General features: G+C 62.3%; 13 protein-coding genes. 5 read left to right on the top strand and 8 right to left on the bottom strand.

Features of this window, described 5'->3' with window-relative positions; all coding sequences use genetic code 11:
• Positions 1–5 precede the first annotated feature (5 nt).
• The gene (locus DWU98_RS03730; RefSeq protein WP_115494073.1) at positions 6–2,441 is read left to right on the top strand and encodes an alpha/beta hydrolase family protein; all 2,436 of its coding nucleotides are present in this window, start codon (positions 6–8) and stop codon (positions 2,439–2,441) included.
• Positions 2,442–2,448: 7 nt separating this feature from the next.
• Here DWU98_RS03730 and DWU98_RS03725 read toward each other — a convergent pair whose 3' ends face one another.
• Both DWU98_RS03725 and DWU98_RS22535 read right to left on the bottom strand, forming a co-directional pair.
• Positions 2,449–3,903: an asparagine synthase-related protein gene (locus tag DWU98_RS03725; protein ID WP_230474663.1), complete on the bottom strand. Its 1,455-nt coding sequence runs from the start codon at positions 3,901–3,903 to the stop codon at positions 2,449–2,451.
• Between the two features lie 416 nt (positions 3,904–4,319).
• Positions 4,320–5,195, bottom strand: a complete 876-nt coding sequence (locus tag DWU98_RS22535) for a lasso peptide biosynthesis B2 protein (protein WP_115494071.1) — start codon at positions 5,193–5,195, stop codon at positions 4,320–4,322.
• Between DWU98_RS22535 and DWU98_RS21875 the strand changes: the two genes are divergently transcribed.
• The 4 genes from DWU98_RS21875 (at position 5,114) to DWU98_RS03710 (ending at position 9,676) form a co-directional block, all read left to right on the top strand.
• Positions 5,114–5,362 carry a hypothetical protein gene (locus tag DWU98_RS21875; protein ID WP_158544939.1) on the top strand — a complete coding sequence of 83 codons (249 nt, stop codon included), beginning with the start codon at positions 5,114–5,116 and terminating at the stop codon, positions 5,360–5,362. The genes DWU98_RS22535 and DWU98_RS21875 overlap by 82 nt on opposite strands.
• Before the next feature lie 461 nt (positions 5,363–5,823).
• A complete protein-coding gene (locus DWU98_RS21870) occupies positions 5,824–6,906 on the top strand; it encodes a hypothetical protein (RefSeq protein WP_158544938.1) in 1,083 nt (360 codons plus the stop codon).
• On the top strand, positions 6,887–8,731 hold the full coding sequence (locus DWU98_RS03715; protein ID WP_158544937.1) for an ATP-binding cassette domain-containing protein: 1,845 nt from the start codon (positions 6,887–6,889) through the stop codon (positions 8,729–8,731). The genes DWU98_RS21870 and DWU98_RS03715 overlap by 20 nt, the downstream gene beginning before the upstream one ends.
• A 90-nt stretch (positions 8,732–8,821) precedes the next feature.
• The gene (locus DWU98_RS03710) at positions 8,822–9,676 is read left to right on the top strand and encodes a hypothetical protein (RefSeq protein WP_147293193.1); all 855 of its coding nucleotides are present in this window, start codon (positions 8,822–8,824) and stop codon (positions 9,674–9,676) included.
• A 61-nt stretch (positions 9,677–9,737) separates the two neighbouring features.
• Here the strand turns inward: DWU98_RS03710 and DWU98_RS03705 are convergent, their stop codons facing one another.
• From DWU98_RS03705 to DWU98_RS03680, 6 genes are read right to left on the bottom strand one after another with little or no spacing between them, the layout of a single operon-like run.
• Positions 9,738–10,001, bottom strand: a complete 264-nt coding sequence (locus DWU98_RS03705; RefSeq protein WP_115494068.1) for a DUF2274 domain-containing protein — start codon at positions 9,999–10,001, stop codon at positions 9,738–9,740.
• Positions 9,998–11,293: a TraB/TrbI/VirB10 family type IV secretion system protein gene (locus tag DWU98_RS03700; protein WP_115494067.1), complete on the bottom strand. Its 1,296-nt coding sequence runs from the start codon at positions 11,291–11,293 to the stop codon at positions 9,998–10,000. The genes DWU98_RS03705 and DWU98_RS03700 overlap by 4 nt, the downstream gene beginning before the upstream one ends.
• On the bottom strand, positions 11,280–12,434 hold the full coding sequence (trbG, locus tag DWU98_RS03695; RefSeq protein ID WP_230474645.1) for a P-type conjugative transfer protein TrbG: 1,155 nt from the start codon (positions 12,432–12,434) through the stop codon (positions 11,280–11,282). The genes DWU98_RS03700 and trbG overlap by 14 nt, the downstream gene beginning before the upstream one ends.
• Positions 12,431–13,135 carry a conjugal transfer protein TrbF gene (trbF, locus tag DWU98_RS03690; protein WP_115494066.1) on the bottom strand — a complete coding sequence of 235 codons (705 nt, stop codon included), beginning with the start codon at positions 13,133–13,135 and terminating at the stop codon, positions 12,431–12,433. Before trbF ends, trbG begins: the two co-directional genes overlap by 4 nt.
• Positions 13,136–13,147: 12 nt before the next feature.
• The gene (gene trbL, locus DWU98_RS03685; protein WP_115494065.1) at positions 13,148–14,476 is read right to left on the bottom strand and encodes a P-type conjugative transfer protein TrbL; all 1,329 of its coding nucleotides are present in this window, start codon (positions 14,474–14,476) and stop codon (positions 13,148–13,150) included.
• A complete protein-coding gene (locus DWU98_RS03680; RefSeq protein ID WP_115494064.1) occupies positions 14,473–14,763 on the bottom strand; it encodes a hypothetical protein in 291 nt (96 codons plus the stop codon). The genes trbL and DWU98_RS03680 overlap by 4 nt, the downstream gene beginning before the upstream one ends.
• Positions 14,764–14,766 lie beyond the last annotated feature (3 nt).

Here is a 14,766-nt window from a genome sequence, read left to right as displayed (position 1 = left end):
CGCACATGAGAACGATATTCCGCAAGAAGCGGGGGGCGCCGCGCTTCGAATACCAGCGCAGCGTGCATCATTTTATGTACACGCTCATCGTCGCTTCTTTTCTCAGCTGTGGCGCCGCGAATGTCGCAATGGCGACGGACAAGCAGCCGTTTACTGTCCGAGACGCTCTTCAGACGACTCGATTCATGGTTGCTGATCAACATGCCAAGAGTATTGCGCTCTCCCCTGACGACGAGCACTACGCTGCAATGCTGATACGAGGAAGCGTGGCTCGCGGCGGCGTTGAAGCCGAAATTATTGCGGGCGGCCTGGGCTCACTGGAGGCAGCCAAGCCGTACACCGTGGCTCGGCTGTTTACGCGCGGGCTAGGCGCAACAATCCTCGGGAATGGAGCGGCGCCCGATCTTCTGCTCCCTACGCTGAACTTTCCGGTGTGGATTGACAACGAACGCGTTGCCTTTCTTTGGGAAGACGACAAAGGCGTCCACCAGGTGGCCTATGCGAACATCAAAACGAAGAGATGGGGCTTTCTTACGGCATCAGACAATGATGTCACCTGGTTTGCCGCAGGTCCGCGATCCACTCTGGTCTACGAGACGAAGCGCAAATACTCGCTGGGCCGATCCAACCAGATGTTTCAACACGGCTTCACCGTTACGAACCAAGAGGCGTACTCGCTACTAATTGGCGCAGTAGACGGAGCAACCGCGCAGGAAATCGCATGGGGCGCTCGTGAATGGTTCGTACAACGCAGTGCTTCGACACCCTTCCACGCTACAGAAGTCAGTGCGGCCGATCGAGGCGTCAACTATTACCCGTATGCTTGGCTTGAACGACCAGTCGTATCACCCGATGGCCGCATGGCGGTCGTCTCGGGGACAGTGCGAGCGATCCCGCAGCCGTGGAATCGATATGAGGGAAGGTTGTTGAGACAGTACGTTCAAAGCTCAGCGCATAAAAGTATCTCTAGCGAGCCATCACCGATCCAGGAGTTTTTTCTCGTTTCGATCGACAAAGCAACAGCGCGCCCTCTGTGGAATGCGCCTTTGCCGTTCGGCACGGCGATCAGTTGGTCGCCGGACAGTCATTCGATCATCGCATGGCCTGTGTATTTGCCTCTTGATTCGCATGACAAGGATGGAATGGCGGGTAACGCTGTCGCGCAGATCGACGTTTCCACAGGCAAGTACCAGAAACTACCGATCCCTGGAGTGGATGCGAAAGAGATCGAGGGCGTGCTGTGGCCGGATGCCAATACTATCGAGATCGAGCTTGACGACGAACATGTCAAGCGGATGATGCTACAGAAGCACGCGGGGCAGTGGGTGCAAATAGATGGGGCCCACCTGGTTCACCCCGAAACGCGTATTCGCGTGGACCTGCACCAGGATGCGAACACCCCTCCCGCACTCTATGCGGTAGATGCTCGTACGGGCCAGGAAGAAATGGTATTCGATCCCAACCCTGATCTAAGAACGAACTTTACTCTAGGGAAGGTAAAGTTCATCCAGTGGAAAGACGATCTGGGATACACCCGAGAGGGGCGGCTTTTTCTACCCGTGCATTATCAACCCAATCATCGGTATCCGCTGGTCATTCAAAGCGCCAGTGGGGATCGGCACGAGGACTTTTCGCTGTACGGACGAGGCGCGCCAGGCGCAACGCTCGGTCCTGGTGGACCTGTATATTTGGCGCAGCCACTGGCAAACCAAGGCATTGTCGTCTTGGAGATCGGAACACCGCCGGCGGGATACCCGTCATCCGAGGCGGACGCACGGATGCGTGGATACACGTCGGCAATCAAGTATCTTTACTCTATTGGTCTGATCGACTGTGCCCGCGTCGGTATTGTGGGCTTTAGCCGTAACGGCTGGCACGTCGAATACGCCTTGGCCTTTTCAGGGTTCCCGTTTGCCGCCGCCATCGCCGATGACAACATTGACTCGGGGTACTTCGAGGCAGCCATGATGGGCTGGGCGGATAGAGAGCGACGTGATGGCTCGGAACCCTTTGGAGCAGGCTTAAAGGACTGGCTTGAGCACGCGCCGACCTTCAACGTCGAGCACATTCGTGCTCCGTTGCTCCTGATGGTGACAGACTCATTTGCAGGAAAGGCGGCACCGCTAGCGATGCAGTGGGAGATGTTCAGCCGCCTGAGACACTTGAATAAACCTGTCGAGCTTTACGTCATCCCGAATATCGAGCGAGGCGATCATCATCCGCAAAATCCTACCCAGCTCTTGGCGCTGCAGGAGCGTACGATGGACTGGTGGCTCTACTGGCTGAAAGATGAGCGCGACCCGGACAAGTTGAAGCGGCAGCAATATGCTGCATGGGACCGGTTACGCATCTTGAGAGACCAAGACGCAAAGCTCCCTGCGCCTCCGTACCTTCAATGGACCGCAGCGCCCAAGCGATGTACAGGTGGCAAGTCCTGCTAATTCACTATCAAGCCGCCGCGCTTGCCGCGCAGTTAGACCATTTGCGAACCCACAGCTCGATAGCCAAGTCGTGCAGGATTACTGGCAACTCCGCGGCGGCCTTTGTCGGCGTATTGGATAGCGCGCGTTCGATCGCAATGCGATCCAGGATACCCTCTCGGACAAGCACGCCGTCCAACAAAACACTGCGTAGGAATACGAGGTTCTTTGCGACGAGTTCTTCGTTAACGTTCGCCCCCCGATCCTTCCATTGACGTTGCAGGATTTCTTTCGGAACTTCCGCGGTGAACGCATTACGCGCCAGCCCGCGATCACGTCCGTTCAAGAAGTGCACATAAAGGGGAATGCGCAGGCAAAGCTCCACCACAGGCTGCGAATACAGGGGGTGCACAAGATTGGCTTGGTGTCCGCCCGACGCCGGAAATGGATCGTAAAACTCGGGCGCCGTCAGCAGCATTCCCAAGCGATATACGAGCCCCCAGGGCACGCCGGCTTCCTCTCGAAACCAAGGATGGGGATAGTGATCATAAGCAAGAGCTGTTCGTCGTGTGTCATAGGATGCCATTTGACCGAGCTTGTCAAACAGTCGCGCATTGTCTCGGAGACGGGTTCCGAAGGCGCGTCTTCGCAGTGCGTCAGCGAGTACGCGCAGAGTAGTCGTATCTCGGATGGCCGCAATTTGTGCGGCCAGTTGGATCGTACGGAAGATGAATCCATGGTTCCGAATCATTTCATCAATGGCCCTGCCAATCGATAAACTCCCGAAGCCGGGATCGCCCCCCTCGCCAGTGAGTATCGCGGTCACAGCACGATCACGCACTACTTCTCGCTCAATCCTGTTCGCCAGATAGTACGAGACAAGCGGTGCTGGCACGGGCGTCGGGGCAGCGTTAAGCAATGGCTCCAGCCCGACATGCCGAGCGTCCACCGGAACCTCAATGAGTTCCGTTCTGACGTGGTGCGCCGCCAACCGCGCCCAGCGGCGAGGATCAGCGCCCACGTTGCTACCGTAGTAGGCCAAGCAGGTCACTCTGCCACTTGCGACGGATCCTTGTCCGCCCAGGCAGCCGAGAACAATGGATGAGTCCAGGCCACCTGACAGTCGCACGAGAAGACTCTCGTAACAGCCAGCCCAGGTGCGCACACAATGCCGCACTGTACGTCGGAGCAATGTAGCCGCGACTCGTGTGTCCTCTAGAAGATGAGGCCCGAGCGCAAATGTAGACGGTTTCCAATAGAACTGCCGACGCGTCAACCGGTTTGATGTCGTATCGATCTCGATGCACTCGCCGCGCGTGACCTGGTCAAGCTCGTTTAACGAGCGGCTCTCGCCATTGGTCCACCCGCCGAGAACGTAGTCGGCAACGTAAGGCCAGTTGACCGTGAAACGTACGAGGTTAAATGCCAGGCAATCCTCAATGCATGAAAATATGACATGCACACCGTGATGTACTACACGCATACATGGCAACGATCCCGTAGGGTCCTTGAGAATCCATATTCGGCCGCGTGCTTCATCGATCAGAAAGGCGACATAATTCCCCCAATAAGCCTCTATCAGTCGTCGGCCTTGCGTTTTCACAATGCATCGAGACTCGACTTCATCAAAGCTCGCGTGGGTCGCGGCTCCATCCTCGCCGCTGTCGATGCACCGCTTAAACAGGGCGCCAAGGACAACGCCGCTTTCGCGTCCAAGTGAGTGCGCGTCCAGCGAACCATGCGATGTGTCTGCGCAGAATACGGACACTCCGTCGGATTGATGTATTTGCCGCCAGCTCTTGGGCGCCGTAGTCATTCGACCCGCCAGTGTTCGGGCTATGCCAACTTGCGCTTGGCTTCGGATATCCCAAACGAGTGCGAGATAGCGAAACATTCCGTTCACACCGCGAGAATCGGGGTAAAGTCGCAGACCTTTTCAGGCGTCGAATCGAGTACACGTTCCTGCATCTGGATCCAGCTATGAGCCCTCCACGGGCGAAGCCTCACGCCGATGATCCACGTCGGAAACACGCCGTACCGAGCCAAAAACCTGAGTAGGGCGAGCGAATGGGTCAGGCATTCCCCATTCGCTGTCATTGCAAGAGGCCGAAGGATTCGGAAAGCTGAGACTAGAGGCACTACGTCACTTTCGCTTGGCATTGACCCGGGACGCTCGGCCGAAGTCCGCGTCATCGTTACGGCGCGGGATATCGTGTCGAGCGAACTGTGGCGCACGTGGTTTCGTGCCCACCGATAGGCCCGGAAAAAAGTGACGACCTGCGCCACGCTCGGGCGGCCTATTCCGACGATCTCTTCGCCTATCGAAGACAGCGGCGTGGCGACCTGGGCTGAGGGCACACGTCGCAAGGGTTCAATCGCACACAGTAGACCGGAATTTAGGAGCGCAGCGATGTATCTGTTGACAGCGTTACCTGCCGTTTGACTATTGTGGGATATTGGGCTGCCAGCCGTAGCTGGCCAATTGGCAACAAAGATAGAAAGCGCTATCGACTCCGCACGACCCAGTCCGTAATAGCGGTTCTTCTGGAGATCCAGCAGAACGGCTCCTTCAAGCCTGGTGCAGACAACCACATGCTCCGGGAGCCAATATCTACGCGGGTGCTCCTCCGGATCGGCCGACGCACTGCTTCTTTGCGCGGCTATAACTTCGGAATGAAAGGATTGCGCCACGAATGCTGGTTTCGCGCTGCCTGGTATGTGGGCAGGAACTTCATAGCCTGATCGCCGCCGAGATGCGCGGCGGAAGCCGCGCATCTCGGACAGCTCTCCGGGACTTCTTAGAGTGCGTCCCTTCCCTGAACGATGGGATTGTCGTCGCCTCCGGTACCGACATCTCTCGTTTCGGTTGCGGCGTCGCCGAGGTCAACGAGTTGCAGGTCTTCTTCGCGTTCCATAATGAACTCCTTCTGCCGTGGATTTAGTGGACACTCTCACCGGTGACGTTGATACCGTGCGACGGCGTATAAACGTCGTCAAGGGCACAGATGCCGAGGAAATAGGAAAAACCTCAGTTTTCGAGCTCGTATCTGTGTCATCTCAGTTCGATTCATGCCAAGCGAAGCAAGCGTATACTTAAGCGGTGCCTGATGGTTGGGAACGATCTGGCGAGCATTATGGTCAGCGCAACGCGCCACTATCGCTTTGGGCTAACGGGGATACCGTTTTGCGGTGACAGACTTGAGACGTTCGCACGATGCGCATCAAAGATGCGAGGTTGCCGTTGGTTCGCGGTCACCACTCGCGTATTGTGTACTTGCACAGGGGTCGCAGTGTGCCGGGCAAGGCAATTCCGGATCATGCCGGGCATATCGGCAACGACCCAAATGAGGGCTGACGCTACAGCGGAGTACCGTGGGAAGGTTTGAGGGAAAGGAGGACTGAGATGTCGCGCATGGGTCGCGTACATATTCCTCAAAGTATTAATTTTGTTGTTCTTCAGGCCGAGACGGGACAGACCATCTACGCGAACGATGCCGAGTTCCGGCATTTGCTCCATCTCATTGGAAGAAGTGCGCAGCGCTCTCGTGCTCATGTCCACGCGTTCTGCTGTTGCCCGCAGCAAATCAGGCTGGCGATCGCCATTACCGATGTGCCCTTGGCACTGTGCATCCAGCGGATCGCAACCGGACAGTCTCGCTATGTGCATCGACAACGTGGCGAGTCGGGTCACCTTTTTCGCGAGCGTTATCGCGCCGTGGTACTGCGTTCGCGCGCATGGCTGCCTGCCCTCGTGCGCAGCATCCATCGCAGCCCCTGCGAGTGGGCACTGACGCAAGACTGGGCGACTTATCCCTGGAGCAGTCATCGCGCTTACGCGACCGGACGCCGGATGAACGGATTGCGGACCGGCGTCATGCTTCGGATGTTGTCGACCGTATGCTCCAAGCAGCGGGAGATGTACCGCCGTTTCACCGAAGTCGATGACGGCGACGCGGTCGTGCCCGAGAGACTGCGCTCGCCATTCGGCAGCAATGCCACCGCGGACCAGTGGCTCGCCGGATGCATCGCGCAGCAGGTTAAGCATCAACGCATGACCTTGGACGATGCGATCAAGGCTGTCGCGCAGGTGCTGGACATCAGTCGCGCGGTACTGCTCTCGCGCGCTCGAGCATCACGCCTGACGCTCGCCCGCGCCGTGGTCACACGCTATGCCATACGTACCGGCGTTGCGCCGCTTGCCGAGGTAGAGCGCGCGCTCGGACGCCGACGCTCTGCGCTATACCACGCGATTACGCGCTATGAACAAACCAACCCGAAGCTGTTCTGCAAAACGTTGGACGAAGTAAATGTCGCAGCCCTTGAGGAGGCGTGTCATCGCGACGTGCCGCCGTCGCAGCATGGCTGTCAGCGACCAACACGCCGCGAACGGCTGCGCCGTCGCGTGGCGTCCATCGGACGGGTTTGTTCTGCCACTAGCGCAAAGGCTTCGCTTCAGGGCGCTCCCCGTGGTCGAGCGACGCGATGATCCCTTTGGCGTGCGGGACGACTCGCACACGGGCGCGCCGAAGGCCACTGCTGGGCAGGTATTGCGCGAAACAGTGCAGTTGCTGCGGGAGATGGACGCGTATGCCAAGCGCCGGCTGTGTCTTGCTCTAGTCCTCGTGGGTGTGGCCGCTGTACTCAATGGCCTAGCGCCAGTCGTACTGAAAAGCGTCGTCGACGACCTAAATCCTTCGGCGCACGATGCCCCGCTGCCACTGTTCGCAGTGGTGGGGATCTACGCCCTTGCCACGTGGTTGACGCGGATTGCCTCCCAACTGCGCGAGTTCGTGTTCGGCGGTGCCCAGCGGCGCATGTACCGCAGCCTGAGCGAGCGGTTGTTCGCCCACGTCATCCGCCTGCCCATGCGGTTTCATCTGCAGATGAAGGTCGGCGCGGTGAGCGAAGCGCTCACGACAGGTCTGCAGGGCGTGGAATACATCCTGCAGTACACGCTGTACACGATCCTGCCGGTGCTGCTGGAGTTGGCTACCGTCATTGGGGTGCTGCTGCACCTGGGGCAGCCGGTGTTCACAGCGCTGTTCGTGCTGGCGCTCCTCGGCTACGCAGCGGTGTTCGCCTGGGGCGTTGTACGCATCGCGGGTCCTGCGCGCGCGGCGGCGGCGGCGCAGACCGAGGCCCACGGCGTGATGCTCGACTACGTGGCCAACTTTGAGTTGGTAAAGTATTTCGGCGCCGAGTCGATCGCCGGGAAACGGTTCGATGCCGTGCTTGCGCGTGGCGAAGCGCACTGGCGCACCTATTATGCACGCCGCCTGTCCAACGGCATGCTGGTCGGGACGATCTTCGCGGGCTTCCTGGGGCTCACCTTGGCGTATGCGTGCCGACAGGTACGGGCCGGGGCCATGACGCTTGGGGTTTTCGTGATGGTCAGCGCGTACCTGCTTCAACTGGTGCGGCCCGTGGAAATGTTGGGCGTGGCCTTGCAGCAGCTCGCGCGCGGCCTGGCCTTCGTCGAGCGCATGCTGGATTTGCAGCGGCAAGCGCCGGAGTCAGTGCAAGGCAGGGCAACACCGGCGGTCGATGGGTACGGCGAACTCGTGTTCGACCGTGTGCATCTCAGCTACGGCACGGGACAACCGGTGCTCCAAGACATAAGTTTTCGCGTGCGCGCCGGCCGGACCCTGGGGGTCGTGGGTGCCAGCGGTGCTGGCAAGTCCACCCTGCTGCGCCTCGCAGTCCGACTGGTCGAGCCTGATAGTGGCAGGATTCTGCTCGATGGCTGTCCGGTCTGCGACCTGGCGCTGGCATCGCTGCGCGCCGCGGTCGCCGTGGTCCCGCAGGATACCCTGTTGCTCAACGACACGATCGCCAACAACATTCGCCTGGGCAATCCCGAATGCACACGCGTGGAGATAGAGCAAGCGGCCCGCCTGGCACAGTTGCACGCCTTCATCATGCGACAGCCAGAAGGGTATGAGACGCGCGTAGGGGAGCATGGTCTTCGTCTATCCGGCGGCGAACGCCAGCGCGTGTCGATTGCCCGGGCGATGTTGCGCCGTCCGCGGTTGTTCTGGTTCGACGAAGCGACGTCCTCGCTGGATGCGTTGACCGAGCAGCATATCGTGCGCAATCTGCGCCAGATCGCCCAGCATCACACGACCGTAGTCGTCTCGCACCGACTCTCGTCCGTGGCCCACGCCGAGGAGATCATCGTGCTGCAGCAGGGACGCATCGCCGAACGCGGCACGCACGCGGCGTTGCTGGCATCCGATAGCCTTTACGCGCGCCTATGGCACCAGCAGCAATGTGCCGATACCGCCCCCTACGAGCGCGTGTATCCCTCGTAAGCCCAGGCCGCCCCCGTGACGCAGAGACGACATCCCCACGCAAAGGGGAGTATCTACGGCGTAACACTGACGACGAACGTGGGGCGTCCGTTGTTTCCGGAGCCGTCCTCCGATCAGCCGCTCTTTGAGGTCATGCTCGCCCAAGCGCTCGAACGCGCTCGGGCCCGGTTACACGCCTACGCCTGGCTGACGCAGCAGGCGCATCTGGTGATTCAGGTGCATGAGGTGCCGATTGGCCGCATCGTGCAGCAAGCGATGGGCCCCTACTCGCGTGCGGTCAGCCGCCGCTACCGCCGGCCGGGACATCACTTCGGCCGGGCGTACCGGGCCATCCTGCTCAAGCGAACCGAGCATCTGCCGGAGCTTGTCCGGTACATCCACCTGGCGCCGCTGATGGCCGGCAAGGTCGAAGACCTGCGCGACTACGTGGCGAATAGCCATCGCGCTTACCTCGGTTTGTGCGAGACGCGCTGGCTCACGACCTTACTCGTCTATACGCAACTGGCCCAGCGAGGCTTCGCCGGAACGGAGGGTTACGGCCGCTTCATGGCGCAGGGCGAGGCCCCGGCTATCGCCGAGGCGCGTTTGGGCGGTCGTGGGATGCCCCTCGCCGCCTTCTGCCGCTGGCTGCACCAAGTCGAATCGGGACGCCCCCCGCTGGAGCAGATCATTGAGGCCGTGTGCCAGCGCCTGGGTCTGGCGCCAGAGGACCTGCAGTCGTCAGGGAGGCCGGTCCTGCCCCTGGCCCGAGCCCTGATTGCCTGGCACGCGACGCAGGGCGGTGGCTTTTCGCTGGCGACTGTGGCCCGGCGTCTGGACCGCAGCCCCTCGACGCTGCATGCGGCGATGCGCCGCCATCGTGCGGTACGACCGCGATTCTTTCAGGTGCCGCTTGTACAGCTGATCGAAGACTCGCCGCACGGGGATACCGAGCGCGAAGAGTAAGGACGGCCGGCCGGGCCGCAACCGGCGCGGTCGTGTGCCCTGCGAGGAGAATGCCCTACTCTCAGCGGGACGCCACCGGTGCGCCATCGGCAAGCCGCGAGCCCTGTCGCTTTGACCGCCGGAACCCGCGATCGGCGGTCATGAACGCTTCCAGCATGAGCGGGATCAGCATCGCCGCATCGACCGCTTCGCCGTAGCTTTGTGCATGCATGGCGGCGTACCGATCAAGATCGGCTTTGAGCTGGGCCGGGCACGGAAACGTCAACTTGACTGTTCGCGTGTCGGGTAGCGGCCCGAGCCGCAGTTTTTTTGGGGACGCACTCATGGCATCGGCCCTCGCTGGATAAAGAGCGGCTGGTACGGCCGTAGCACCAGATCCTTGTTCACCATCACGTCCACCGGAAAGCCCGGCCGCACAGTCAGCGTCGGCTGGACGCTGAGGTTGCGACGGGTGATCTCCTGGCCGACCTGGTTGGCGGTGTCCTGCGCGCTGTCGCGCAACGCAAGCACAGTGTTGCCATTAATGTCACCTTCGTTGGAGACGGCCAGTTCGGAGCTGACGCCCAGCATCGTGGACAGGGCCGCCCCGGACAAGATGCGACCCCAATGCCAATCCACCCCATCTTCGACGCCGGCATAGCCGGCCGGGTCGATGCCGGGCAGCTTGTCCAGCGCGATCGACGAGGTATCCGGCAACACCAGCCGCAACCACACCAGCAGCACGCGCCGCTGCCCGAACGCGACCTGGCTGTCGTAGCGGCCAATCAGGCGCGAGCCCTGCGGGATGAGTAGGTATTGCCCCGTCGCGGTGTCGTACACCGGTTGTGTCACCTCGGCGATGATCTCTCCCGGTAGGTCGGAATTGATGCCCGTCACCAGAGCGGCCGGAATGATGGTGCCCGCCATCACCGTGTACGGCGAAGCCGGCGCCTGCAAGCCACCGGTGTTCCGAGTAGCCGCCTCAGCGCCATTGACCAAGAACGCTTCCTTCTGATCCTGCCGGTTCTGGATGGCGGTCGGATCATTGGGTTGCGCCGCCGAGGATGCCGGGCCGGCACCCATCGGGTTGAAGGATCCAGCGGCAGCGTTGGCCACCGGTGAGGTGTTCGCGCCCGTCGAAGCGGCATCGGGCTTTCCGTTGTTGGTGGTGGTACGGAAGAACACCGCCGACCGCGCGATTTCTTCGGCCCGACGCTGCCGATCGATGCTCTCGGCCGATGGTCCTGTCGTGGGATTGCCCGTCGGCAACGGCGTGACCGATGAAGCGCCCCAATCGCCCGGTAAGGGCGGTCCGAGCTGCGGCACACCGGCCGCCGGCGATGGTGCGGGCTCTGGCTTCGCCGGCAGCTTCGAGTAGTCAGCCGGCAACTGATCTAAGTCGTCAGCCTTGGCGATCCGATCGACGTTGTAGAGATTCGTTTGGCTGCCTGAACCCCGCCGGCCTTTCGATTGCAGTGCCCACATCGACGCGCCGGCAACGGCCACCGCCAGCAGCGTGGCGGAGACGGCCAGCGTACGGCGGTTGAGCCGCGTCACTGGACGCGGCGCGGCGCGCAACGCGACGCGCTCAGGTGGCACCTTCGGTGCGGGCGGCGCTCCGTGGTCAGTCGCGGCCATGACTGGCTCCCGCAGGAACGCCGTCGGTGCGCTCGATGCGTACCACGGCGGCTTTCTCCCCGCCCAAACGCAACTCGGCCGCGCCGAACAGGCGATCCACGATGTCGTAAGGGGCGTGGAACCGATAGTTCACCAGTTCGCCTTTACCGTCCGGGCCCACCACGAACAACGGTGGCAATTCGCCCTGCGCAATGCCGGACGGAAACTGGATGTAGACATGCTGCCCGTCGTCGAACGCCCGTACCGGCTTCCACGGCGGGCTATCCCCTGTGATCGCGTAACGGAAGTGCAATTGATCCAACGACAAGCCTGCGGCGACGGGCGCTGCGGCAGCCGCCGCCTTCGCCTGAGCCTGCAGCGCTAGCATCTGATCCTTCGGATACTCCCACGACACCGCCGCCATCCATGCCTGCGGGGTGGAAGTGAGTTCCAGCAGGTAGGTACGCCTGCTCGTCGTGATGACCAGGTTCGTCTTGATGCCCACGCGCACCGGCTTGACCATCACGTCCACACGCCGGCTCGCACCGCTTCCGCTTGCCGTATCACCCACGATCCATTGCACGGTGTCGCCGGCGGCCACCGTCACCAGTTCCTCACCCGGCTGCAAGGCGATGACCGTTACTCGGCCCGGACTCGTATAGACCTGATACAGCGCGCCGTCTGAGAACGGCCAGACCTGAATCGCATTGATGTAGCCGTCGCGCGCGGGCGCCACGCTCGCCTCGACATTGGCCTGCTCGACCCGCGCCTTCGCGTCCGCGGGTTCCGGCGCCGGCGTGGCATCCGTGCGACCCGGCAGTGGCTTCATCTGGTCCGGCAATGGGAGGGGCTTCGGGACTTCCACCACCGCAACGGGTTTCGGGGGCTCGAACAACGGTTCGGCCATCACGGATTCATCGAGCGAGATGGACGGCGGCGGCTTGCCGGTGGATGCGCAACCACTCGCGGCGGCGGCGAGCGTCAGCAGGCAGATAGTGCGGAGCGTGCGCGCATCCAGCGCAAGGCGTGACGAGAACAACGGCCATATCTGCCACAACTCTTCGCTGAGACGACGTTGATAAGCTTGCCGCGCAACGCGGTCGCGCGCGCCGCGACCGCGGCCGCTTTGTCGTGATGAAACGGGAAACGGCGATGTGCTCATGGTTTCGTTCCTTCCGATGCGTTGAGATCACGGCTCCACGACAGGCCGTTGATGTAGATGCCCAGTGGATTGCGGCGCACTTGCTGTTCGGTGCGCGGTGTCTGCATGACCAGCGTCAGGATCGCGGTCCAATGCTCAGTGCCGGTCGGCGTGCCATCGTTGAAGTGCTGTTCGGTCCAGCGCACCTGGAACGAGGCATCGCTGACGCGCACCACGCTGATCACCTCGACCGATGTGGAATCCTGACCGACATGGGCGAACGGATCGTGCGCGCGGGCGTAATCGTTCAACGTGGCCGCGCCCCGATCAGTGGTGTAGCCGTAGGCTTCGAGCCAGTTCTGCCGCACCACGATCGGGTCGATCGACAGTGAGCGCACGTCGGTAATAAAGCGCGCCAGGTGATAGGCGATCTGTGCGTCGGTCGGCGTATACGGCGTCACTGCCGCCCCTACGGCGCGGACCTGCCCTGCGTGATCGACTTCGACCACATAAGGCGTGACACGCGACTGGCTGGATTGCGATACCAGGCCGACCGCCATCAGCAGCGCGAGTCCCAGGCAGCTGAAAGCCATCAACCGCCAGTTCTTCGCCTGCACGCGGACGCTGCCAATGCGTTCATCCCAGACCTGCACGGCGGCTTGATAAGGCGTGGCCGGTATAGGGGACTCGCTGTAGCGCACACCGGGTCGTTTGAAGCGCATGACTTGCCTCCCCTACTCGTTCGAGGGATCGCGTAGCTCGGGCGCGGCCCCGCCACCGCCGTGATCGGCCGAGCGTGCAACGTGGGCGGCGGTTGAGGCGCCATGCACGACGCGCTGGCGGCGGTGCAGGCGCTGCGCCCAGCCGGGCGCTTTGTCGTCGATGGCGGGTGATGCGGCACCACTGGAGACCGCAGTGCCGGATGCTGCGCCTGCAGGCGCAGTGCCAACAGCCGACGCCGCGCGATCTCGCATGGCACGCGCACCGGCTGCGACCCGTGCCCCGGCCGCCTGCGCGCCGCTGCGCGCGACGTTGGCCATGCCGGCGCCGAAGGCGCGTGCGCCGGTCGTGCCCGATGCAGCGGCCCCGGCGCGATACGCTGTCGCAGCGCCGCTGGCTGCACGCGCAGTACCGATCGCGCCGCGCGCGGCGAGACGTGTGCCGGCGGCGATCGCCGCGCCGCCGCCCGCTGCGGCGGCTCCTCCGGCAAAGGCCAAGCCCGCCGCGCCGAGCGCCGTGCCGGCCGCGGCTCCGGCACCGAGCTGCGGCGCACCGGACACAAGGCCCGTGGCGATGCCCGGCCCAAAGAGGCCGAGTCCGAGCATCGTGAGCGAGGCGAGCATGATCGCGAGTGCGTGGTTGAGCGACGGATCGGCACCGGCCGGCGCCTGGAACTGCCCGAAGATCGTCGAGCCGATGCCGACGATCACGGCCAGCACCAGCACCTTGACGCCCGAGGACACCACATTGCCCAGCACCTTCTCGGCAAGGAACGCGGTCTTGTTCCACAGCGCGAAGGGCACCAGCACGAAACCGGCGAGCGTGGTCAGCTTGAATTCCACCAGCGTCACGAAAAGCTGCACGGCCAGAATGAAGAAGCTGAGGACCACCACGATCCAGGCCAGCAGCAGCACCACGATCATGTCGAGGTTGCTGAAGACCGTCGTGAAACCGTGCGACATCGTGCCGACCTGTTGCAGGATCGGCTGGCCAGCCGTGACACCCACCTGAGCCAGTCGCCCTGGTTGCAGGAAGCTGCCGATGCTCAGTGCCGAGCCCGTCGCGAGTAGGCCGAGGCCCGCAAAGGAGCGGAACACGATGCCCGCGAGGGTGTTGAAGTTGCCGATGATGTAAGCGAACGCGCCGACGTAGAGCGTCTTGCGGATCAGCTTCGCCAGCACTTCCTCGCCGCCCATCGCCCAGAACAAACCCGCGAGCGTCATGTCGATGACGATCAGCGTGGCGGAGAGATACGCGACTTCGCCGTGCAGCAGCCCGAACCCGGAGTCGATGTACTGCGAGAAGACAGCCAGGAATTGATCGATGACGGAAAGATCGTTCATGGCCGATCCTCTTGCGCCGCCTCGAAGCTCGCCGGGATCGGTGGCAACGATCGTAGCGTCTGGTATTCGCCGCCGTCGCCAAGCCCGAGGAAGAAACGCCGGCTGTACGCTTCGTCCGCGATACGGCACGCGGCGCGGCTCACCTGCGCGCGCGGCGTCACGCAACGAATCCGCAGCGCATACAGCCGTTGGGGATCGTGGGCCAAGGCGTCCACCGTCAACGGTGGGACGTGGCGGCTGCACGAAACCCACAACGCCATGATGGACAGGACGAGTGCGCGGCCCATCGC

Origin of the sequence: Dyella monticola (genome assembly GCF_003363155.1) — a bacterium.
GTDB lineage: Bacteria > Pseudomonadota > Gammaproteobacteria > Xanthomonadales > Rhodanobacteraceae > Dyella_B > Dyella_B monticola.
Note: the sequence above shows the minus strand (reverse complement) of the source record. Positions and strands in the feature narration are given on the sequence as shown.